The organism is Synechococcus sp. Lug-A (assembly GCF_024345655.1).
Taxonomy (GTDB): Bacteria; Cyanobacteriota; Cyanobacteriia; order PCC-6307; family Cyanobiaceae; genus MW101C3.
In genome coordinates, this window is sequence record NZ_JAGQBN010000009.1 from 1 (window position 1) to 20,386 (window position 20,386).

General features: G+C 69.1%; 26 protein-coding genes. 12 read left to right on the forward strand and 14 right to left on the reverse strand.

The features are described 5' to 3' along the window. Nucleotides 1-1,337 (forward strand): SbcC/MukB-like Walker B domain-containing protein (locus KBY86_RS07985; protein WP_315855845.1); only part of this gene is annotated, 1,337 nt, incomplete at its 5' end. Here KBY86_RS07985 and KBY86_RS07990 read toward each other — a convergent pair. Genes KBY86_RS07990 through KBY86_RS08020 form a run of 7 tightly spaced genes read right to left on the reverse strand, consistent with a single transcriptional unit; the run spans nucleotide 1,334 to nucleotide 5,398 of the window. After that, on the reverse strand, nucleotides 1,334-1,993 hold the full coding sequence (locus KBY86_RS07990; RefSeq protein WP_255140775.1) for a Na(+)/H(+) antiporter subunit B: 660 nt from the start codon (nucleotides 1,991-1,993) through the stop codon (nucleotides 1,334-1,336). The genes KBY86_RS07985 and KBY86_RS07990 overlap by 4 nt on opposite strands. Then, entirely contained in the window at nucleotides 1,990-2,514 is a 525-nt protein-coding gene (locus tag KBY86_RS07995) for a hydrogenase subunit MbhD domain-containing protein (RefSeq protein WP_255140776.1), read from the reverse strand. The genes KBY86_RS07990 and KBY86_RS07995 overlap by 4 nt, the downstream gene beginning before the upstream one ends. Next, on the reverse strand, nucleotides 2,511-2,828 hold the full coding sequence (locus KBY86_RS08000) for a monovalent cation/H(+) antiporter subunit G (RefSeq protein WP_255099442.1): 318 nt from the start codon (nucleotides 2,826-2,828) through the stop codon (nucleotides 2,511-2,513). Before KBY86_RS08000 ends, KBY86_RS07995 begins: the two co-directional genes overlap by 4 nt. Continuing rightward, the gene (locus tag KBY86_RS08005; protein ID WP_255099441.1) at nucleotides 2,825-3,073 is read right to left on the reverse strand and encodes a hypothetical protein; all 249 of its coding nucleotides are present in this window, start codon (nucleotides 3,071-3,073) and stop codon (nucleotides 2,825-2,827) included. The genes KBY86_RS08000 and KBY86_RS08005 overlap by 4 nt, the downstream gene beginning before the upstream one ends. Next, a complete protein-coding gene (locus KBY86_RS08010; RefSeq protein ID WP_255140777.1) occupies nucleotides 3,070-3,489 on the reverse strand; it encodes a Na+/H+ antiporter subunit E in 420 nt (139 codons plus the stop codon). Before KBY86_RS08010 ends, KBY86_RS08005 begins: the two co-directional genes overlap by 4 nt. Then, the gene (locus KBY86_RS08015) at nucleotides 3,486-5,030 is read right to left on the reverse strand and encodes a proton-conducting transporter membrane subunit (RefSeq protein WP_255140778.1); all 1,545 of its coding nucleotides are present in this window, start codon (nucleotides 5,028-5,030) and stop codon (nucleotides 3,486-3,488) included. Before KBY86_RS08015 ends, KBY86_RS08010 begins: the two co-directional genes overlap by 4 nt. Continuing rightward, nucleotides 5,030-5,398: a cation:proton antiporter subunit C gene (locus tag KBY86_RS08020; RefSeq protein ID WP_255099438.1), complete on the reverse strand. Its 369-nt coding sequence runs from the start codon at nucleotides 5,396-5,398 to the stop codon at nucleotides 5,030-5,032. The genes KBY86_RS08015 and KBY86_RS08020 overlap by 1 nt, the downstream gene beginning before the upstream one ends. Before the next feature lie 233 nt (nucleotides 5,399-5,631). Between KBY86_RS08020 and KBY86_RS08025 the strand changes: the two genes are divergently transcribed. Genes KBY86_RS08025 through KBY86_RS08040 form a run of 4 tightly spaced genes read left to right on the forward strand, consistent with a single transcriptional unit; the run spans nucleotide 5,632 to nucleotide 8,702 of the window. Beyond that, the gene (locus KBY86_RS08025) at nucleotides 5,632-6,114 is read left to right on the forward strand and encodes a hypothetical protein (RefSeq protein ID WP_255140779.1); all 483 of its coding nucleotides are present in this window, start codon (nucleotides 5,632-5,634) and stop codon (nucleotides 6,112-6,114) included. Further along, nucleotides 6,111-7,154 (forward strand): magnesium-protoporphyrin IX monomethyl ester (oxidative) cyclase, encoded by a 1,044-nt coding sequence (gene acsF, locus KBY86_RS08030; RefSeq protein ID WP_094510750.1) that lies wholly within the window; start codon nucleotides 6,111-6,113, stop codon nucleotides 7,152-7,154. Before KBY86_RS08025 ends, acsF begins: the two co-directional genes overlap by 4 nt. Beyond that, entirely contained in the window at nucleotides 7,151-8,014 is an 864-nt protein-coding gene (locus KBY86_RS08035; protein ID WP_315855846.1) for a glycosyltransferase, read from the forward strand. The genes acsF and KBY86_RS08035 overlap by 4 nt, the downstream gene beginning before the upstream one ends. Nucleotides 8,015-8,021: 7 nt before the next feature. After that, nucleotides 8,022-8,702, forward strand: coding sequence for a long-chain fatty aldehyde decarbonylase (locus tag KBY86_RS08040; RefSeq protein ID WP_255140780.1), 681 nt, complete (start codon nucleotides 8,022-8,024; stop codon nucleotides 8,700-8,702). A 61-nt stretch (nucleotides 8,703-8,763) separates the two neighbouring features. Here the strand turns inward: KBY86_RS08040 and KBY86_RS08045 are convergent, their stop codons facing one another. After that, complete coding sequence (locus KBY86_RS08045) at nucleotides 8,764-9,087, reverse strand: Mo-dependent nitrogenase C-terminal domain-containing protein (RefSeq protein WP_094510747.1); 324 nt, start codon at nucleotides 9,085-9,087, stop codon at nucleotides 8,764-8,766. A gap of 165 nt (nucleotides 9,088-9,252) precedes the next feature. Then, complete coding sequence (locus KBY86_RS08050; protein ID WP_255140781.1) at nucleotides 9,253-9,609, reverse strand: hypothetical protein; 357 nt, start codon at nucleotides 9,607-9,609, stop codon at nucleotides 9,253-9,255. Between the two features lie 110 nt (nucleotides 9,610-9,719). Here KBY86_RS08050 and KBY86_RS08055 point away from each other — a divergent pair, with 110 nt between their 5' ends. Continuing rightward, nucleotides 9,720-10,460, forward strand: a complete 741-nt coding sequence (locus tag KBY86_RS08055; protein WP_255140782.1) for a biliverdin-producing heme oxygenase — start codon at nucleotides 9,720-9,722, stop codon at nucleotides 10,458-10,460. Between the two features lie 114 nt (nucleotides 10,461-10,574). Beyond that, on the forward strand, nucleotides 10,575-11,993 hold the full coding sequence (gene hemN / locus KBY86_RS08060) for an oxygen-independent coproporphyrinogen III oxidase (protein WP_255140783.1): 1,419 nt from the start codon (nucleotides 10,575-10,577) through the stop codon (nucleotides 11,991-11,993). 9 nt (nucleotides 11,994-12,002) lie between these two features. Here hemN and KBY86_RS08065 read toward each other — a convergent pair whose 3' ends face one another. The 3 genes from KBY86_RS08065 to KBY86_RS08075 all read right to left on the reverse strand — a co-directional run bounded on the left by KBY86_RS08065 (nucleotide 12,003) and on the right by KBY86_RS08075 (nucleotide 15,015). Continuing rightward, nucleotides 12,003-12,347, reverse strand: a complete 345-nt coding sequence (locus KBY86_RS08065; protein WP_094510743.1) for a helix-turn-helix transcriptional regulator — start codon at nucleotides 12,345-12,347, stop codon at nucleotides 12,003-12,005. Nucleotides 12,348-12,621: 274 nt separating this feature from the next. Beyond that, on the reverse strand, nucleotides 12,622-13,158 hold the full coding sequence (locus tag KBY86_RS08070; protein ID WP_255140784.1) for a methyltransferase: 537 nt from the start codon (nucleotides 13,156-13,158) through the stop codon (nucleotides 12,622-12,624). A gap of 33 nt (nucleotides 13,159-13,191) precedes the next feature. Further along, nucleotides 13,192-15,015 carry an SLC13 family permease gene (locus tag KBY86_RS08075; protein ID WP_255099429.1) on the reverse strand — a complete coding sequence of 608 codons (1,824 nt, stop codon included), beginning with the start codon at nucleotides 15,013-15,015 and terminating at the stop codon, nucleotides 13,192-13,194. A gap of 175 nt (nucleotides 15,016-15,190) precedes the next feature. Between KBY86_RS08075 and KBY86_RS08080 the strand changes: the two genes are divergently transcribed. Next, nucleotides 15,191-15,742 (forward strand): hypothetical protein, encoded by a 552-nt coding sequence (locus tag KBY86_RS08080; protein ID WP_255140785.1) that lies wholly within the window; start codon nucleotides 15,191-15,193, stop codon nucleotides 15,740-15,742. On the opposite strand, the gene cysK is transcribed toward KBY86_RS08080, so the two are convergent. Then, on the reverse strand, nucleotides 15,676-16,662 hold the full coding sequence (gene cysK / locus KBY86_RS08085) for a cysteine synthase A (RefSeq protein ID WP_094510740.1): 987 nt from the start codon (nucleotides 16,660-16,662) through the stop codon (nucleotides 15,676-15,678). The two genes, KBY86_RS08080 and cysK, sit on opposite strands and share 67 nt — an antisense overlap. 268 nt (nucleotides 16,663-16,930) lie before the next feature. Here cysK and KBY86_RS08090 point away from each other — a divergent pair, with 268 nt between their 5' ends. From KBY86_RS08090 to KBY86_RS08105, 4 genes are read left to right on the forward strand one after another with little or no spacing between them, the layout of a single operon-like run. Then, on the forward strand, nucleotides 16,931-17,446 hold the full coding sequence (locus KBY86_RS08090; protein WP_255099427.1) for a MotA/TolQ/ExbB proton channel family protein: 516 nt from the start codon (nucleotides 16,931-16,933) through the stop codon (nucleotides 17,444-17,446). Further along, the gene (locus tag KBY86_RS08095) at nucleotides 17,443-17,796 is read left to right on the forward strand and encodes a hypothetical protein (RefSeq protein WP_255140786.1); all 354 of its coding nucleotides are present in this window, start codon (nucleotides 17,443-17,445) and stop codon (nucleotides 17,794-17,796) included. The genes KBY86_RS08090 and KBY86_RS08095 overlap by 4 nt, the downstream gene beginning before the upstream one ends. Continuing rightward, complete coding sequence (locus KBY86_RS08100) at nucleotides 17,793-18,233, forward strand: hypothetical protein (RefSeq protein WP_255099425.1); 441 nt, start codon at nucleotides 17,793-17,795, stop codon at nucleotides 18,231-18,233. The genes KBY86_RS08095 and KBY86_RS08100 overlap by 4 nt, the downstream gene beginning before the upstream one ends. After that, nucleotides 18,190-19,143, forward strand: coding sequence for a hypothetical protein (locus KBY86_RS08105; protein ID WP_255140787.1), 954 nt, complete (start codon nucleotides 18,190-18,192; stop codon nucleotides 19,141-19,143). Before KBY86_RS08100 ends, KBY86_RS08105 begins: the two co-directional genes overlap by 44 nt. Nucleotides 19,144-19,228: 85 nt before the next feature. On the opposite strand, the gene KBY86_RS08110 is transcribed toward KBY86_RS08105, so the two are convergent. Continuing rightward, complete coding sequence (locus tag KBY86_RS08110) at nucleotides 19,229-20,308, reverse strand: calcium/sodium antiporter (protein ID WP_255099423.1); 1,080 nt, start codon at nucleotides 20,306-20,308, stop codon at nucleotides 19,229-19,231. Nucleotides 20,309-20,386: the final 78 nt, after the last annotated feature.

A 20,386-nucleotide genomic window follows, 5' to 3' on the forward strand; every position in this document is an offset into this window, starting at 1 on the left:
CCCAGGCGGCACAGGCGGCCGCGGTGGCCCTGGCCAACGCCCAGGCCGCCCTCGGCGTCGTGCTGGAGAAGGCGGGCGACGGCGTCGATCCGCTCGCCGCCCGCCAGGCCGCCGGCACGGCCGCTGCGGCCCACCAGGCGGCCCAGTCCCTGGCCGAAGGCCTGCCGGCGCTGGAGCAGCAGACCACCGATCGGGAGCAGCAACGCCAGCAGCTGGCCAAGGCCATTGAGGCGGCCGCCACCGCGATCGCCCTGGAGAACCAGGCCGCCGCCGAGGCCAGCCAGCGGCAGCAGACCCTGGCGGAGCAGGTGGCGCGAGAGCTGGGGGAGGGCCTGGAGCCGGGCGTGGTGCTGCGGGCCTTCGGGCCCCTGGAGGCCGCCCTCCAGGCCCTGGTGGCCGGTGCGGGCGCCCACACCCGTGCCACCAGCGAGCTGGAGCAGGCGGCCCGGCGGCTGGCTCAGGAGCTGGCCGCCTCACCCTTCGCCACGGCGGAGGATGCCGCGGCGGCCCTGCAGGAGGAGAGCTGGCGCCTGAAGCTGGTCGAGCGGATCGCGGCCTACGAGGCGGCGGTGATCGAGCAGCGCAACCTCCTGGCCGCCCCCGATCTGGCCGATCTGCCGGAAGCCCGGCCCGACACCGCCGCCGCCGGCGAGGCCGTGGCCCGCCTGGATGGGGCACGCACCCGGGCCGTGGAGCGCCACAGCGAAGCCCGGGCCGCCCAGCGGGAGATCACCCGCCTCACCGCCGAACACCGCACCGGCACCACCGCCCTGGCGGCGAAGCAGGAGCGGGCCGAGCGGCTCAGTGCCGTGGCCAACCGTTGCCAGGGCAAGGCGGCCCCCTACATCTCCCTGCAGCGCTGGGTGCTCTCCGCCTACCTCGCCGACATCTGCGGCTACGCCAACCAGCGGCTCACCTTGATGACCTCTGGCCGCTACCAGCTCCGGCTCACCGATGAGGGCGGCCACGGCGGCCGCAACGCCGGGCTGGGCCTGCGCGTGCTGGATGCCTACACCGGCGAGGAGCGGGAGGTGAGCAGCCTCTCGGGCGGCGAAACCTTCCAGGCCTCCCTGGCCCTGGCCCTGGGCGTGGCCGACACGGTGCAGGCCCACGCCGGCGGCGTGCCTCTGGAGGCCCTGTTCATCGATGAAGGTTTCGGCAGCCTCGATCCCGACAACCTCCAGCTGGCGATGGACGAGCTCGACCGCTTGCGCGAGGGCGGCCGCATGATCGGCCTGATCAGCCACGTGAGCGCCCTGCGCGAGCGCATCCGCGGCGGCATCGAGGTGATCGCCGGCGACCGCGGCTCCACGCTGCGGCTGAGCAGCAGCGTCTAGAGCAGCCCTCGGTGGCGCACGAACAGCTGCACCATCGCCCAGGATCCCAGTGTCACCTTGATCGCCACCAGCACATTGAGCAGCGGGATCCAGCTGCCACCCGCCAGGCTGCCGAAGTCCCCGGGCGGTGGCGGCAGGCCACCGAGGGTGAGGGCGGCCAGCAGCACGAAGGCGATCACCGCCCCCTTCTCCCACAGGTCGGCGCGGTAGCGCCGGTAGAGACGATCGGACAGTTCCGCCGAGCCGCTGATCAGGGCCAGCCCGATCGCCGTGCCGCCGGCCACCCCCGCCGCAAAGCCGCCTCCGGGCGAGAGGTGGCCGCGCAGGGCCAGCTCCACACCGATCAGGGCGGCGATCGTGCCGCCCAGCTGGCAGAGCACCACTGAAGGAGCATCAGCAAGGGCGCGCACGCTTGGTTTGGCCGTTTCGCCGGCAAAGAGAAAGCGCACGCCGATCGACGCCAGCGTGAACACCACCACCTCGGTGACCGTGTCGTAGAGGCGGGTGTAGAGGATCACCCCCGACACCAGATTCGGCACGTTCGTCTGTTCGACGAGAGTGTTGATCAGCGGCACCAGATCGGCGGCCGGCGGCAGGGCCGAAGCCAGGGGGGAGAGGCAGAGGGCCGTGGCGGCCACCAGGTAGAGCCAGGTCATGGGGTTTCCGCCAGGTCGAGCGCGCCGCCGCTCTCGCGCCAGGCGCGATAGCCCTCCAGGGCCTGCAGGCGCTTCAGCAGCCGCGGGTTCGCCAGCACCAGCCGCTGGTCGGCTTCGAGGCGGCCGTGACAGCCATCGGCGGCAGCGAGGGCCGCCTCCGTCGGCGGCACCAGCCGCAGCCGCAGGCCGGCGGGCTCCAGCCAGGCCCGCAACAGCTGCTGGCACTGGGGCGACGGCGGCGCGCGATCGGGAAACGAGAGCCGCAGCGCCATCGAGGAACGCAGCGCCACGGCATAGAGGGTGGTGGAGAGCAGGGTGCCCACCAGCGCCTCGGTGATCGCCACGTCCGGCGCCCCCAGCAGGGCATAGAGCAAGGTGGCCACCGAACCGAGAATGCCCCGCAGCACCAGTGTCTGGTAGGGGTTGGACTGGCTCACCAGCAGCACGGCGGTGAGCGGCAGCAGGGCGGTGATCGGCAGGATCAGATCGAGCTGCCCCGCCAGATCGAACAGCGCGGTCATGGGGTGGTCTCCTCCTCCGTGGGGCGGCTGGGATGGGACGGCAGCGAGCAGGCGGCCAGCACGTAGCCGAAAATCGTGTTCCACACGATCAGGCCCACCAGCGCCAGGGTGAGCAGCGGCCATTGCGCGGGGATACGCAGCAGCAGGCCCAGCAGCATCAGCGACGATCCGAGCGTGTCGGCCACCGAAAGGGCGTGCAGTTTGCGCAGGTAGCTGTGCGTGCCCAGCAGCGGCCAGGTGCCCCAGAACCAGAGCACCAGGCCCGCGCCCAGCAGCAGCAGGCTGGCGTGATCCGCGAAGGAGTCGGGCCTCATCGCTCCACCTCCCGCAGCAGGTTGGCCAGCAGCAGCAGGCCGGCGTTGCCGGCGCTGAGCACGATCGCCCCCACCAGCCCCAGCATGCGGTCGTCGCGCAGCACCGACACCACCAGGATGATCAGCGCCACCTTCGACGAGACGCTGGAGAAGGCCGCCAGCCGGTCCCACACATCGGAGGGACGGCAGGCCACGGCGATCGGGATCAGCAGGGCCAGCACCATGCCCCACAGCAACACAGTCATCGGTCGGAGGCCTCCGCTCTGGCGGCAGGAAGAAGGGAGTGGATGCGGTAGCTCTGGCCGCCGTCTTCAAGGCCGAGCACGATCGTGAATGGGGTGAGCGTGATGCGGAACACATCGAGGAACACCAGCAGCGGCAGGGCCCGATCGGTGGCCGGTTCGCTGGTTTCGCGCTCCACCACCCCGGGCGCCACCATCAGCCGGAACGCCTCGGCGTAGGCCTGGGGAATCGCCAGCAGGCCGCGCACGGTGGCCTTCAGCAGCAGCCGCAACGGCAGCGGTCGCGAGCGGGCGCGGGGCAGCAGCAGGGCCACCACGAGCCCGATCAACAGGTTGAGCCGGCTGAGGTCACTGGTGAGCAGGCACCAGAGCGCCAGCCGGAAGGCGGTGCTCAGCAGCAGGGGCAGGAGACGTCTCATCGGTTCAGGATCACGAGCAGGCCCGCCCCCACCACGCCGATACCGCCGAGCAGGTCGGAGAGACCCTCCAGTTCAGGCAGCCGCAGCCGCTGCCGCAACCGCAGGCCCTCCCCTTCCAGCAGATGGTGCAAGCCCCAGCCGCCGAGCAGCACCAGGCCGGTCTTGGCCGCGGCACTGGCGGGCTTTTCCGTCCAAGGCAGGGCGACAGCGCCGATCACCACCAGCGCCAGCACCAGCAGGATCACACCCAGCGACCAGGCGGGTTCAGGGCTGTCTGCGCCGGCAGCACTGCCTGCGCCGGCCACACTGCTGCACGCCGGCCTGCGGATCAGCGGCGCGCCCCAGAAGCGGGCATAGGCCGCGGCCGTGCCCATGCTCAGCAGCGTCACGGTCACCTCCAGCGGCAGGGAAAGCCCAGCGGAGAGGCCCGCCTTGGCGGTGAAGCCGGCCAGCGGCGGCAGGCCCACGATCGAGAGCGAGCCGATGCACAGCGGCCACCACACCCCGGCAGGCAGGGGCCGCTCACGCCAGCCCTGCAGGGCGCGGTTGGGGAAGCGGCGCGCCACCAGGAACAGCGCCGCCTTGGCGGTGCCGTGGCTCAGGGCATAGAAGCCGCCGGCCACCGGCGAGAGCGCCACCAGCCCCATCTGCGAGAGGGTGCTCCAGGCCAGCAGGCGCTTGGCATCAGCGTCGGCGAGGGCGAACACCAGGCCCAGCACGGCGCTGGCCAGGCCGATGCCCGTGATCACCGGGCCCAGGGCCGGCACCCCGGAGCTGAAGCGCAGCAGCGGAGCGATGCCGGCGGTGACCACCACACCTGAGAGCAAGGCCGACACCTCCGCCGGCGCCTCGGCATGGGTGACGGGCAGCCACAGGCCGGAGAGGAACAGGCCGGATTTCATCAGCAGGCCCACCAGGATCAGGGCCAGGGCGGCGATGCTGGTGGTGCTCGCCACAGCCTCGAAGCGGAAGCTGCCGCGCTCCAGGTACACCAGGGCGGCTCCGATCAGAAACAGCGTCATCACGGTGTTGCCGATCAGCAGGTAGCGCAGGGCGACCCACAGCGAGCGATCGGAGCGGCTGATCAGGATCAGCAGGAAGGCGCTGATCCCCACCACTTCCAGCGTCACGTAGAGGCTGATCAGGTCGATCACCACAAAGGCGGTGCACAGGCCGCCGTGCAGCACCATCAGCAGCAGCAGGAAGGGGCCCGGCAGGGGGCGCCGCCAGCTGTCGATCACCACCGCGCTGCACACCAGGGCGTTGAGCAGCAGGAACGGCACGGCGAAGGCATCGGTGTTCAGGGCCACCCCGTAGGCGCCGAGCAGTTCGACGCTGCCGGGCAGGCCGCCGAGCTGAATTGCCACGGCCATCGCGGTGGTGGCCAGGCTGCAGAGCAGGGCCAGCCAACGGGCCAGCGGTGGCAGCACGGCCGCCAGGAAGGCGGCCAGGAACGGCAGCAGCAACCAGGCGATCACCATCGCCTTGGCGGAAAGCAGCGGCATCAAGGTGAGCGTCAGCCCCTGGATGAAGGTGAGCATCACCGCTGGCCACCGGTGTCGAAGCTGGCCAGATCCAGGCTGGGATCAATGCGCGAGAGGCGGGTGATCACCACCAGCAGCAACGCCTGAATCGAAAGGCCGATCACGATCGCGGTGAGAATCACTGCCTGGGGGATGGGGTCGGCCCAGGGCGTTCCCGGATCAATGGCTGCAGCGCCGCTGGCCGGCAGGATCGGGCTGCGCAGGCCGGAGCGGGCCCCCACCAGCACGAACAGGGCCACCACTGCTGAGCCCATCACGTCCATCGACAGGATCTTGAGAAACAGGTTGCGGCGCAGCAGCAAGCCCGCAAAACCTGCCAGCACCGCCCCCAGGATGAGCAGTTCAAGCAGACGAAAGGGAGCCATGGAGGCGGGGTCTTCCGGCGGTCTGCCGGGATTGTGTGGGCAGACGGTAGCCGTCGCTGCCGTGAACTGTCGGAACGCCCTGCGCAGGCCAGAGCAGGCGGCCTCGGCCTTGACCATTCCTGGCGCTCTCTGCTGTGCAGCGACTCCCCAGCTCCTGTAACCGGACGGTTGCGGCCTGACCGTCATCCTCTAGTATCACGATGTCGTTATAGCGTTGAACAATGCCGCTGGTGTTGACGCTCCCCGCCCCCTCCGCTGCTGCGCCTCCCCTGCCGCCAGCCCCCGAAGCACTGCCGGCCGCCCGGCAGCGTGTTCGCTGGCAGCGGCGCGGCCGCAGCCGGCCCTGGCCGCGGCTCTGGTCGGAGCGCAGCCGGTTGCTGGAACGGCAGCACAGCCGCATCGAGGCGCTGCTGGATCAGCTGATCGACGGCGAGGCCTCCACCGCCGGCTGCCGTCAGCTGGTGCGGGCCCTGGGTCTGCATCTGCGGCTGGAGGAGCGCTGGCTCGCCGAAGTGGGCTGCCTCTGCCCCGGCCATCGCTACAGCCACCGCCAGGCCGCCGAGCTCGCAGCCTGCACCCCCGCCGGCAGCGCCGAGCGGCTCGGCTGGCTGCTCGATCTGCAGGAGTGGTTCCACCTGCATCGCCATGGCGCCGATGCCGTCGCCTATGCCCGCGCCGCCGCCGCCCCTGTCCCCCTCTCGAGCGCCTCCCGATGACCGCCACCATCCGCCAGCCCGCCGCCGCTGCCACCCCGGCCGCCCCCCACCTGCGCGAAGACCTGCTGACGCCCCGCTTCTACACCACGGAGATCGACAAGGCCGCCCGCACCGACCTGGAGCAGCAGCGGCCTGCCTTCGAGGCGATGCTCGCCGAGATGGAGGCCGATCACAACCGCGACCACTTCGACCGCAAGGCCCCGCTCGACCGTCTGCGCGCTCTCAGCCCGGAAGCCAAGACCGCTTACGAGAGCTATCTGGTGCGGTCGTGCGTGTCGGAGTTCTCCGGTTTCCTGCTGTTCAAGGAGCTCTCCCGCCGCCTGTTCCAGGCCGAACGCCAGGAGCTGGGCCGCCTGTTCCAGCTGATGGCCCGCGATGAAGCCCGCCATGCCGGCTTCCTCAACCGGGCGCTGGTGGCGGAAGGGATCGAGCTCGATCTGCCCAAGCTGAGCACCAAGCGGCCGATCACCTGGTTCCCGCTCAGCTGGGTGCTCTATTCCGTGTTTCTGTCCGAAAAGATCGGCTATTGGCGTTACATCCTGATTGACCGCCATCTCAAGGCCAACCCAGACAACGCCTTTGCGCCGCTGTTCGATTTCTTCGAACCCTGGTGCCAGGACGAGAACCGCCACGGCGACATCTTCAACCTGCTGATCCGCTGCTGGCCCGGTCTGAAGCAGGGGCTGCGCGGCAAGTTGCTCAGCCGTTTCTTCCTCTGGTCGGTGTTTCTCACCCACAGCCTCACCGTGTGTGAGCGGGGCGATTTCTACCGCCTGCTGGGCATGGATCCCCGCCGCTTCGATGCCGAGGTGATGCGCCAGACCAACCGCACCGCCCGCCGCGCCTTCCCCTGGGTGTTCGACCTCGAGCAGAGCCGTTACCTGGAGCTGCGCGACCGCCTGGTCACCTGCTTCCAGCAGATGCAGGCGCTCAAGACGGAGCCGGGCGCACTGCTGCGCAGGCTGGGCCTGAAGCTGCGCTTCGCTGGGTTGCTGCTGCGTCAGTTCTGTCAGCCGATGGTGCCGGCGGAGGGGGCATGACCCACACACCCGCCGGCTTCGAGATCCCGCGCGTGTTCATCGGCTACGACCCGCGGGAACGGGTGGCGGTGAACGTGCTCGCCGATTCCTTTCAGGCCCGCTCCAGCCTGCCGCTGCTGATCGCTCAGGTGCGGCTCGATCAGCTGGCAGGGGTGTACCAGCGGGAGCGCGATCCGCGCCAGAGCACGGATTTCTCCTTCAGCCGCTTCCTGGTGCCCTGGCTGGCCGGTTACCAGGGCTGGGCCCTGTTCATCGATGCCGACATGCTCTGCCTGGCGGACCTCGCCGAGCTCTGGGCCCTGCGCGATGAACGCTATGCGGTGCAGGTGGTGAAGCACCAGCACGTGTGTGAGCAGGGGTTGAAGTTCCAGGGGATGCCCCAGACGCCCTACGGCCGCAAGAACTGGTCGTCGGTGATGCTCTTCAACTGCGCGCGTTGCACGGCGCTCACGCCGGAGCTGGTGAACAGCGCCTCGGGCCTGGAGCTGCACCAGTTCCACTGGCTGGCCGACGAGCAGATCGGCGCCCTGCCGCCCGAATGGAACGTGCTGGTGGGGGTGCAGCCCCTGCCGGCGTCCCCAAAGATCCTGCACTACACACTGGGCGGCCCCTGGTTCGACGACTGCCTGACCATGCCCGCCTCAGACCGCTGGCTGGCGGCCCGCGCCGCCATGAACGAACCGCTGCCGGTGGAGCTGGCGGCTGTTGTTCCGTCAAAGCCGGTGGCTGGTAGCCCCCCGGAGCCGCTGGCTGTTGTTGCGCCGGAGCCGGTCGGTGGCCGTTCCCCACAGCCGGCGGCTGTTGGTGCCCCCGAGGCGCAGCCTGTGGGCCATCACCCCCTTCCCGTTCCCATCACCTGAGGTCACCATGCCTGCTCCCGCGCTCACCCCTGCGTATCGCGATGCCTATGGGCGGATCAACGGTCTTGTGATCGTGGGTGAGGGCCTGGCCGATCACCATTTCCGCCAGTTGGCCCAGCTGCTGCCGGAAGACGGCGACGAGCTGCGGCGCCTGGCGGCGATGGAAGGCCGTCACGCCGTGGATTTCGTGGGCTGCGGCCGCCAGCTGGCGATTCGCCCCGATCTCCCCCTGGCGCGCCGCCTGTTCGCGCCGCTGCGCGCCCTGTTCAACGAGGCGTTCAGCACCACGGACACGGTGGGGGCTCTGGTGATCCAGTGCCTGATCGTGGAAAGCTTCGCCGTGGCCGCCTACCGCTGCTATCTGCCGGTGGCCGATGCCTACGCCGCACCGATCACGGCGGCGGTGCTGGCCGATGAGGCCGAACACCTCGACTACGGCGAGCGCCAGCTGGCGGCCCGCTTCCCGGCTGTGGCGGCGCCGATCAGCCGCTGGTGTGAGCGGGCGGTGCCCGTGGCGATGGCGATGTTGCGGGAGGTGCACGGCGACCTCGAAGCGATCGGCATCGATCCCAGCGCGCTGGTGGGGGAATTCATGGGCTGCCTGGGCACGGCGCTGGAGGCGGTCGGTTTCGCCCCACGCCAGGCCACGCGCCTGGCCGCACGCCTGGCGGCGGTGGCCTGCGGCTGAGTGCAGGGGCCTGAAGCTGAATCCAGTGGCCTGAGGCTGAGCGCGGTTGCCCTCGCCAGGGTCAGGAGTGTTGCCGCCGGGCCTGAGGCTGGCGGTCCTGACGCCGTTCCTGCTGGCCTTGCTGGTGGGCCTCCAGGCGGCAGAGGGCACGGAAGCGCAGCGCCATCAGCTCATCGAACAGGGGGTTGATCTGGCAGAGCGGCGGGATGTGCAGCACGGTGTGGCCCGCGATCACCACGGTGCGCTCGAACGGGCAGCGGGCAGGAATCAGCCGCACCAGCAGGCGGGCCAGCGGCAGGGAACGCGGGCCGATGCCATCGAGCCAGTGGCGGAGCCGATCGATCAGAACCCCTTGGCGGGGGCCCCGGAGCGGGCTGAGGGTCATGACGGAAGCCCTGGTCACCAGGGAGGAGTGAGGCGAAGACGGCGTGGGGCTGGCGGTCGGCGGAATCCGGGCGCGCGGGCCAGCGGCACCACCAGACCCTGAAGCGGCCCGGTGGCTCTGGCTGTCGCGTTGGACACCTCGGTGTGGAGGTCCTGAACGGAGACCTCAGAGCGTCACCGCCGCCAGCGGCGCCCGCGGCGGCAGCCCGCCGGCCCGGTTGTGCAGCTGCTGGGGGTCGAGGACGGCAGTGCTCACGCTGCCGCCGAAGCGCAGCTGCAACCAGGTGATCACCGCCGGATCAGCCGCCACCACTGCTTCCTGACCCGCGCCATGCTCCGGCAGCAGGGCCGCCAGCACCACCGGGCGCAGATACCACAGCTCCACGTTGGCGCCCTGCCGGTCGCGCCGCTCGGCGATCAGCTCCCGCAGCTGGCCGTCGTGGCTGAGCTGGCCGCTGGGAGCCAGCAGCAGCTGCAGCGGCCTTGCGCCGCAGACCTGGGGAGTGGAGGGGATGGCAGCCATGGGTGCTGAACGTTGCAACGAATCTGCAACGACGAAACAACGACATAACGGTAGCGCGATACCGTTAGCTGGTTCGGCCTCTGTCAGGCCCCGCCCCGGTTGCCTTCGCCATGACCACCACGCACCCCGCCGCGGCCTCCAGCCCCGCGCCCGCCTCCCCAACCGCTACCTCCCCGAGCGACCTCTCCGATCACGCCAGCCCCGCCGACCTGGCGGCCCGCAAGGGTTTCGGACCGCGGGTGCGCCGTCTGCATGGCCGCATCGGCGCCGCCCACCACCAGGCCGAAGGTATGGAGTTCTCACGCGCCCTGCTCGACGGCCAGGCCAGCCCGCTGCAGCTGGCAGCTCTGATCCGTGCACTGGGCCCCGGCTACGCCCTGATCGAGCAGCAGGGCCCTGAGCTGACCGCGGCCCTTGGTGCGATCGACTTCCCCTGGGCGGCGCTGGCCCGCAGTGCTGCCCTCGCCGCCGATGCGGCAGCCCTGGCGGCAGCGCCCGCCACGCCGCGCTCCGCCGCTGCCGCCCTCTGGCTCGAGCATCTGCAGGCCCTGGCCCAGCAGGCTCCGCACCGCTTTCTGGCCCACGTCTACGTGCGCTACGGCGGCGATCTCTCCGGCGGCCAACAGCTGGCCCAGCAGGCCAACGCCATCCTGGCGGCCCATGGCCTGCCGGCCGTGCGCTTCTGGGCCTTCGATCAGCCGCTGCCGGTGCTCAAGGCCGCCCTGCACGACGCCTTTGAGCAACTCGACCTGAGCGAGGCGGAAGAAGGTGAGCTGCTTGATGAAGCGGTGGTGGCCTTCCAGGACACCCAGCGCCTGCTGGCCGAACTGGGCGATCTGGGCGCCGCCTGAGCCCGACAGCTGGCGGTTGGATGTCGTGCCTCAGGCCCTCCCGCCGCGCCATCTGCCCCTGGCTGCTGCCTCTTCCCCTCTTTCCTCACTCTCTCCTGCGCGCCCCCCCGTCCCATGCCCACCACTGCTCCTGCCCGCCTCGAACCGCTGCAGCTGCTGCTGAAGCACGACAAGCCCGTGCCCCGCTACACCAGCTACCCCACGGCCGCCAGCTTCCACACCGGTGTGGGCCCTGGTGAGCTGGCGGCGCAGCTGGCCCGGCCGAGCAGCGAGCCCCTGTCGCTCTACGTGCACATCCCCTTCTGCCGCCATGCCTGCTGGTACTGCGGTTGCAACCGGATCACCACCCAGGCCGGCTCGAAGGTGGTGGGCCCCTACCTGCAGGCCCTGGGCCGTGAGCTGGCGCTGATCCAGCAGGCCTCGGGCCAGCGCCGGCGCCTCAGCCAGCTGCACTGGGGTGGCGGCACTCCCAATTACCTGAGCGTGAGCGAGCAGGCGGAGCTTTGGGCGCTGATCGCCCACCACTTCGATCTGGAGCCCGGCCTGGAAGCCTCGATCGAGGTGAATCCGGAATTCCTCAGCCGTGACGAGGTGCTGGGCCTGCGCCGCCTCGGGTTCAACCGCATCAGCTTCGGCATTCAGGACGCCGATCCAGAAGTGCAGGCGGCGGTGAACCGGATCGTGCCGCCCGATCAGCTGCGGCGGGCGATGGGCTGGATGCGGGAGGCGGGCTTCGAGAGCGTGAACGTGGATCTGATCTGCGGCCTGCCGCTGCAGACGCCTGACCGTTTCGCCGCCACGATCGCCCTCGTGGAGGAGCTGCGGCCCGATCGGGTGTCGTTGTTCAGCTTCGCCTACCTGCCCGAGCAACTGCCGCTGCAACGCAAGATCGCTGCTGATGATCTGCCCAGCCAGCGCGAGCGGGTGCAGATGCTGCAGGGCGCCTATGACGCCTTTACCAGCCACGGCTATGACGCCATCGGCATGGACCATTTCGCCCTGGCGGAGGACAGCCTGGCCGTGGCGGCCCGGGCTGGCCGCCTGCATCGCAATTTCCAGGGCTACACCACCGGTGGAGAGCTCGACCTGCTGGCGATCGGCGTCACGGCGATCAGCCAGTACCCCACCCTGTTCAGCCAGAACCAGCGGGATCTCCGGGCCTATCTGAAGGCGCTGGACGCCGGCGTGTTGCCGGTGGAGAGGGGGCTGGTGGTGGAGGATCCTGACGAACTGCTCAGGCGTCGCATCATTCAGCGCTTGATGTGCGATTTTCGCGTCGATTTTGCCCACCTTGGCGGCGCAGATCAGACCGGCCAAGCTATAAACGCCCAGGCTGGAGCAGAACCGCTCAACGGCCCCCAGCGGTTCGCGGCAGAATGGGCTGACCTGCAGGCCCTGGAGGCCGACGGCCTGCTGCAGCTGGAGTCCAATGGCTTCCGCGTCAGCACGGAAGGACGCTGGTTGATCCGCACGATCGCTGCGGTGTTTGATCCCCGCCAGCGACTGAAGGCCAGCGGGTCGCGGTTGGTCTGAGGCGACGAATCAGGCGGCCTGCAGGTGCTCAAGCTGCTGCTCAAGCCGTTCCCGCAGGCGGCCCATCACCAACATGCAGAGATCGTCCACCAGCGGCTCGTCGGCGGTGTAGATCAAGCGGGTGCCCTCCCGCTCACAGCGCACCAGCCCCGCCCGCTGCAACTGGCTCAGCTGGCGGCTGATGTGGGATTGGCTGAAGCCGGTAGAGGCAATCAGGGCGGCCACATCCTGGGGGCCCGTCTTCAACAGACAGAGCAATTGCAGCCGCGCCGGCTCACTCAGGAGGCGAAAGAACTGGCTGAGTTCTTCCAGAAGCTGGGGGGTTGGAACTAGCCCATCGGCCGCAGCACTCATTACGCAAAATACCTAGCAACGCCAACCATCATGCCGTCATGTTTGCCGTTTTGGCGTGGGTGACGCACCTTTTGAGTGCGTGAGAACAGGACCAAGAACTGAAGAATCCGATCGTCATGCACATCCTGTCGCATGTTGACACTTATGCGGAAAAGGGCATAACAGCTTTAATCAGATAGGGTTGACAGCGTCTTTGCGGCATCGCCCACCTGCAGGCGGAGGCGGAGATGCCCGGAAACCTGGTGCACGCCTGAGCCTTGGCCTGCACACCGCATCAGCGCCAGTCGAGCCAGGGGAGTGAGGGCACGATCGCCGGCGTGCGCTCCCGGTAGGCGGGATAGTCGGGATGGGTGGCGCACAGGGCGCGTTCCTCACGCCGGGCCTTGCCCCCCAGCACGGCGGCCAGGCCCAGCAGCAGCAACAGGTGCAGCAGGCTGCCCAGGGCGATCACCATCCCCAGCGAGCAGAGCAACACTGCCTGGTACAGCGGATGGCGGCAGCGGCCGTAGGGCCCGGCCGTCACCAGGGCGCTACCGGGCATCGGTTCGGGCAGCGGCGTGAGGCTGTCGCCCAGCTTCAGGAACGCCTGCAGGGCCAGCCCCAGCCCCACGACCAACAGGGCCAGGCCCACCAGCTGCAAGGGCAGCGGCCAGTCGATGCCAAGGCGGCTTGGCGCTGGCGTGGCCGGCAGCAGATGGGCGGCGATCAGCAGCAGCTGGGCCGCCAGCCACCATTCACCACGGCGGTTGTCACCCCAGCCGCTCCAGCTGAACCCCCAGCGCTGCAGACGTTCGTTCAGCTTGCTGAGCACTGGAGGGCTTGGCGCTTCCCTCCAGTGTGGGCTTCAGATGCCGAAGTGGCGGCAGATCAGCCAGGGCATCGTCACGGCCAGGGTGAGGGTGAGTGGCAGGCCGTAGAGGGTCATGTCGAGAAAGCGGTAGCGGCCGGGGCCGAACACCATCAGGTTGGTCTGATAGCCGATCGGCGTGAGGAAACTCTGACTGGCGGCGAACATCACGGCGAAGATGAAGGCCATCGGCGGCAGATCCAGTCCTTTGGCTACCTCGGTGGCGATCGGGATGAGCAGAACCACGGTGGCTCCGTTGCTGAGGGCCTCCGTGAAAATCTGCGCGAGCACCGTCACCGACAGCAGCACCAGATAGGGCGACCAACCCTGCATCGAGCGCAACAAATCGGTGGCGAGCGCCTCGGCCAGCCCGGTGGATTGCATCGCCACGCTGAAGCTGGTGAGCGAGCCCAGCAGCAGGATCACATCCCAGCGGATCGAGCGTTGCAGCTCTCCGGGACGCAGGCAGCCGGTGGCCACCATCGCCACCACCGCCAGTAGTACCGCCGCCATCAGCGGCAGCAGCTTGAACATCGGCAACAGGATCACCAGTGCCGAAATCACCACCGCCACCCACTTTCGGCTGGTGGTGGGCAGGTCTTTCTCCAGTTCGTCGAGCAGCACCAGGTCGTTATTGGCCTGCATGCCGCGGATCGCATCGAGCGGGGCTTGCAGCAGCAGGACGTCGCCAGCCTGTAATTGCACGCGCCCCAGCAGCTCGCGCAGCACCTGGTTACCGCGTCGCACCGCCAGCAGGGTGGCGTTGTAGCGCTGGCGGAAGCGCAGATCCCGCACGCTGGAGCCCACGATCGTGGAACCCGTTGGCAACAGCACCTCCACCACGCGCTGGGGGGAGCTGCTGGAGGATTCGGCCGGTTCCTGAACGCCGTCGTCGAGGTCGGTGATCGGCGCCAGGGTCACGGTGTGCTCCTGCTGCAGGCGCAGCAGGTTGTCGCGGTTGCAGCGCAGCATCAGCCGGTCGCCGGCCTGCAGCACCTGATCCGCCAGCGGGGCAGTGAAGCTTTCACTGCCCCGGTGCAGCTCCAGCACGTCAACATCGAAACGGCGCTGCAGCCGGCTGTTGTGCAGGGACTGCCCAATCAGTTCCGACTCCATCGGAATCAGCACGTCGGTGAAGTAGCCCTCGCGCGCCATGGTGCCGAGTAGGTCGTCGCCATCAAGACCCCGATCGGGGAGCATTCGTTCGGAGAAGAACAGCACGTAGGCCGAGCCGATCAGCCAGACCGGAATCCCGATCGCCGTGAAACTGAACAGCTCCAGTGAGCCATAGCCCAGCTGGCGGCTGACATCGCTGGCCAGAAGGTTGGTTGAGGTGCCGAGCAGGGAGATGGTGCCCCCCAGCACCGTGGCAAAGGACAGGGGCAGCAGCACTTTTGAGGGGGAGATGCCGCGACGGTGGCACCAGCCCTCCAGCACCGGCAGGAGCGTGGCAACGATCGGTGTGTTGGGCACGAACGCCGAGAGAGGGGCCACCACGCCCACCATGAGCGCGATCATGCGCTTCGGGCTGCGCACCGCATCGGAGCCGATCAAGGCCCGCAGGCGATCGAGGCCACCGCTGCGGAACAACCCCGCTGACACGGCAAACAGGCCCATCAAGGTGATCAGGGCAGGGCTGCCGAATCCCTGAACGGCCTCATCGGGTTTGAGCACCTTGAAGGTCACCAACAGAGCGGCCGCCAGCAGACCGGTCACCTCCGGCGCCAGCCAGCCGGTGATGAACAGCAGGATCGCGCCGGCGAAAATCAGCAGCGTGATCAAACCAGCCGGCTCTGAGGCAACGGTGAGAAAGGCGCTCATGGCTCAGACCTCCATGCCATGCCGTTGGTTACCGCTGCGCCAGGTCTGATTGCGAACCAAGGCGCCCATGCGGCCGCATGGGCCAGGAATGGCGATGCTGACAACGGCGACGCGAGTGATGACGATGGCCGAGTCAAGCACCCCTGATCGCAGACTGCTGATCCCAGCGCATCCCTTGCCCCCACTTTCATTTCCGGCTGATCGGCCCCCCGCCGTGGACCAGGCCATGCGCCTGCGCTGGTTATGGCTGGCTTGGCTGTTGGCCATGCTGTTTCATGTCGACCTGGGGCTGATGCCCCTGTTCCATGGTCAGTCGCCGGAAATCGAGAGCCAGGTGCCGGTGGCGATGCTGCCGCTGCTGTTCGGCGCCATGCTCGGCTACTTCCTGGTACCACTCGCCTGCCTGGTCACCATCGCCTATGCCGCCAGTGATCCGGGCCATCCCGCCCGCTGGCGGCCATGGCGGCGGCTGCACTTCTGGATCAGCGTGGTGTACACCATCTCAAACCTGCCGCACCTGATCGCCGATATCCTCGTGCCCGATTCACGCCCCGATCAGGTGGCGCTGATGGTGGTGCTGGTGCTGATCGGCCTGCTGATCAACCGTGAGGGCTGGGCCTGGTGGCGGGAAGCCTCCCGCATCGCCGGCCCAGCTGCCGCTCAGCGGCCCGCGATCGCCAGCCCGGCCTCGTCGAACACGCCTTCGAACAACACGGAGCTGAGGTAGCGCTCGCCGGAATCGGGCAGCACCACCACGATCGTTTTGCCGGCGTAGGCCTCTTCTGCAGCAAGGCGCAGGGCAGCCACCGTGGCGGCACCGCAGGAGATGCCGGCCAGGATTCCCTCCTCGCGCATCAGCCGCCGGGCCATCGCCACCGCCTCCTGATCACTCACTGTCTCCACCCGGTCCACCAGTTCCACGTCCAGGTTGTCCGGCACGAAGCCGGCGCCGATGCCCTGGATCTTGTGGGGGCCGGGCTGGATCGGCTGGCCTGCTTTGGTCTGGCTGATCACCGGGCTGTTCACTGGCTCCACCGCCACCGACACCAGCGGCTTGCCCAGGGTGTTCTTGATGTAGCGGCTCACGCCGGTGATCGTGCCGCCCGTTCCCACACCGGCCACCAGCACATCGATGGCGCCATCGGTGTCGGCCCAGATCTCCGGCCCGGTGGTGTCGTGGTGGATCTGGGGGTTGGCCGGGTTGGCGAACTGCTGCAGCAGCACGTAGCGGTCGGGGTTGGAGGCGGCGATCTCGCGGGCCCGTCCCACGGCCCCGGTCATGCCGAGCCGGCCCTCGGTGAGTTCGAGCTTGGCGCCGTAGGCCGCCAGCAGCTTGCGCCGCTCAAGGCTCATCGTTTCCGGCATCGTGAGCGTGAGCGGAATGCCGCGGGACGCCGCCACGAAGGCCAGGGCGATGCCGGTGTTGCCGCTGGTGGGCTCGATCAGCTCCTTGCCGGCTCCCAGCAGGCCATCTTTCTCCGCTTGCCAGATCATGGCGGCGCCGATGCGGCACTTCACCGAATAGGCGGGGTTGCGGCCCTCGATCTTGGCCAGCACGGTGGCCTTGCAGTCACCCACCACCCGGTTGAGCCGCACCATTGGCGTGCGCCCGATGCTGAAGCTGCTGTCGGCGAAGATCGTGGTCATCGGAACATCAGTTGGCTAAGAGCAGCCTGGCAGCAACAGGGCCACCTGGCTCGAAGGCTGTGCGTCCTCGCTTAGAGCTGCCGCGCAGCCCGCGCCCAAGCCTCCGAGCTGCAAGGCCAGCGCGGCCTGGAGGTCTCCCGGATGAGGCGGAACCCACGCCAAAGCGGTGAATGGTTTCCACACGTTTGTCAAGTTCTGGCACGACACAGCCCCGGCCCCGCGGCCCCTTAGTTTCGCCATTGCAAAGGAAGGGAAACTGGGCGGCGGCATGGGTTTCGCGGCGCTGCGTGCCGGTGGTCCGGTGATGGTTCCCCTGCTGCTGCTCTCGATCGTGGTGCTGGCGATCGGCGTGGAGCGGCTGCGCTACTGGCAGCGCTGGGGTCTCAGTTCCACCCGCCAGGAGCGCCTCCTGCTCGACACCCTTTCGGCCACGCCCGCAGGCGCCAGCCGCCAGCAACGGGAAGGCCTTGAGCTGGCCCAGCTGGAGCTGGCCATGGCCCAGGGTGAGCCCGTGCTTGAAGCCGCCACCTTGATCGGCCCCCTGCTGGGCCTGATCGGCACCGTCAGCGGTCTGATGCGTGTGCTCGCCGAGCTCGGCCCCGACCTCACCCTGCCCAGCGGCGCCAGCGTGCAGGGTTACGGCGAGGTGTTGGTCAGCACCTGGCTGGGCCTGGTGGTCGCCCTGATCGCTGCGGTGCTGCTGCGCACCAATCAGGGCTTGCGGCAATGGCAACGCAGTCGTCTGGAGCTGGCCTGCCTGCGCGCTGCGGCCGAGGCCCCATGACCTTCCGCCTCCTGGCACTCACCGGTCTCAACCTGATCGCCCTCACCGCCGTGGCTGCCCTGCCCGTTGTGCTGCGGCAGCCGGAGCCGCGCCATCGCGCCACCGCCTCTCAGGGCCTTCAGCCCCACTGGTTTCTGGTGCGCGCTGCCAGCGGCAGCTGGTACCTCGATGGCGCCGCGATCAGTGAAGTGGCGCTGGTGGCTCAGCTGCGTAGCGCCACCAACCCAGAGGGTGTGCGTTTTCTGCCCTCCGATGCCCGCTCCAGCAGGCAGGTGAGCAGCGACCTGGCCTGGCTGCGTCGCCACAGCCGCCAGCCGGTGTGGATCGACCGTCTGCCGGGCCCACTGTGAGACCAGCAGAGCGCGCCAACCCCTTCTCGGGGCTTTCACCAGCCCTGGCGGTGCGGCGGATCGGCACGGCCGGCCCGATCACGGCCGGTGAGCAGGGCCTCTGGCTGGCGCTGCTTGGGGCGGCCCTCGGCCTGTTCAGCATGGCGCTGCTTCTTCTGCCTCAGCAGCTCGCCCAGGCGCCCGCCCACCGCGGCCTGGTGGTGCTGCACCTGGAGGCCGATGGGCGGCTGCGCCTCTGGAACCGCACGGTCAACCCGGGCCAGTTGCCCGCCCTGCTGCAGGAGGCCCGCCGCATCAACGCGCAGGCCCGCGTGCGGCTGATTCCCTCCCCCACCACCTCCTGGGGATTGGTGCAGCGATTTCTTCCCCTGCTCGATGCCAGTGCGCTTCCCTTTGACGTTCAACTTCCCTCCCCGTCCCAAGCCCCTGCCTCCTGACGGCCGGCCCCCTGCCGCAGGCCACAGCCTCCAGCTGCCCGCCTGGGCGCGGGCGGGCGCCAACCGGCGCTGGCTGGCGGCGATCGGCACCTCCCGCTGGCTGCTGCCGGTGGGTATCGCCGTGGGAGCCCATGCCCTCTGGCTCTCCAGCAGCAACCTGACGGTGCGTCCCCGCCCACCGGCCCCGCGCCTGCCGGTGACCGACAACACCCCGGAGCTGCTGCGCTTCAGCAGTGGTGCCCGTCAGCCCGTGGCGCTGGCAGCCAGCTTGAGCACGATCGATCTGCCCTTCGGCAACAGCCTGCCACTGCCGCCGCCGCCGCCGCTCGAGGCCGGCCCAACCACCCCGCGCCGTTCCGCCACTCCGGTGCTGCCGGCTTCCCGCATCGCTGCAGGCAGCGCTGGCCGCGGCGGCCTGGCCTGGGGGGTCCCGCCGGCTGCCTCCGCCGGCCTTCCGGCCAGCGCCGCCTCCGCCCTGGAACTTGTCGCCCAGCTGCAGAGCAAGGCCGGGGCGGCCGCCGCGCCAACTGCTGTTGGTTCAAACGCCGCGGCCGCAGACGCAGCCGCCCCGCCGGCGGGAGCGGAACGCCCGGCCATGGACGAGGGCCAGAAGGCTGCCAGCGCCGCCCTGGCCAGGCGTCACCTACGGCTTGGTGCCAACGCCGATCGCCCCTACCGGCTGCTCTGGGACACCGGCGCGATGGCCAGCAACAGGCCCGAGAGCCTGACCGACCTGCCTCAGGGGGTGGAACTGCGCCGCCTGCCCCTGGCGGCTGCCCAGGCCATGGGCCTCAGCCAGCCGCACGCTGTGTCGGTGCACTCCCCCGCAGGTCTGCTGTTGCTGTGGGTGCAGGGCGACCAACTCTGGTTGATCCGCCAACCTGCCGGACCCACCAGGACAGCCGCTTAAGGGCTGCTATCCCGCCTGATCACTCGTGGGTGCACCCTCAGTTCTGGCGAGTACTGGCTGAGCTCTGCGGCAGCTCCGCCCGGCCTCAGCCGGGCAGGCGACGTGTCTGGCGCCAGTGGCTCATGGATTGCCAGCCCAGCAGCACGATCAGGGCAGGAATCAAGGCCATCAGGGTGAAGCGCTCGATCGGGCCGTCGAGGCCGGGGAAGGTGTAGGGGAGGATCTGCTCGACCAGATAGAGGCCGTACAGGCCAATCAGGATGCCGCCCTCCAGGCGGGTGATCACCCCGCCGCTGAAGAAGATCGGCAGGCAGGCCACGGTGGTGGCCACCATGATCGGCAGGTCGCGGTGAACGATCACCGGATCCACGCTCAGGCCGCGGCTTCCGGAGATGAAGGCACAGAGCCCGAGGATCACCAGCTGGTTCAGCAGGTTGCTGCCGATCACGTTGCCGATGGCCAGATCGGCCTTGCCGCGGAAAGCCGCCACGATCGAGGTGACAAGCTCCGGCATGGAGGTGCCGGCCGCCACGATCGTGAGGCCGATCAGGGTTTCGCTCACCCCCAGGCTCAGGGCAATGGCCGTGGCCCCTTTGACCAGGATCTGAGAGCCCCAGACCAGCAGCCCCAGGCCGGCGGCGAGCTTGATGAAGGCGGGAAGGTAGCCACCCTTGGCCTCATCGGCATCGATGTCGCTGTCTGCATCGCCGTCCTCCTTGGCGGAGCGGATCTCCCAGATGGTGTTGATCACCAGGGCGGTGAGCAGGGCGAAACCCGCCTGCCAGGTCATGCGCCCAGGCGAGGCCATGCCCCACACCGCCATCGACACCGCCAGCAGGATCGGCACATCGCGCCGGATCAGACGGCTGTGCACCCGCAGCGGCAGGATCAAGGCGCTGCAACCAAGCACCACCAGCACGTTGAAGATGTTGCTGCCGACGATGTTGCTGACGGCAATGTCGTCGGCGCCCTGGAGGGTGGAGAGCACGCTCACGAACAGTTCCGGAGCGCTGGTGCCCATGGCCACCACCGTGAGGCCGATCACCAGCTGAGGAATGCCGAGCAGCAGGGCGAGCGCCACCGACCCCTGCACGAACAGCTCGCCACCGCCGAACAGCAGCAGGATGCCCACGATGATTTCGACGACGCTGAGCACTGAGGACACCGGTTGAGGGCGCAATTATGACCTGCGGCCCCTGCCGAATCCGGACACCCTTCGTACGGTGACGGTTCAGAGGCAAGG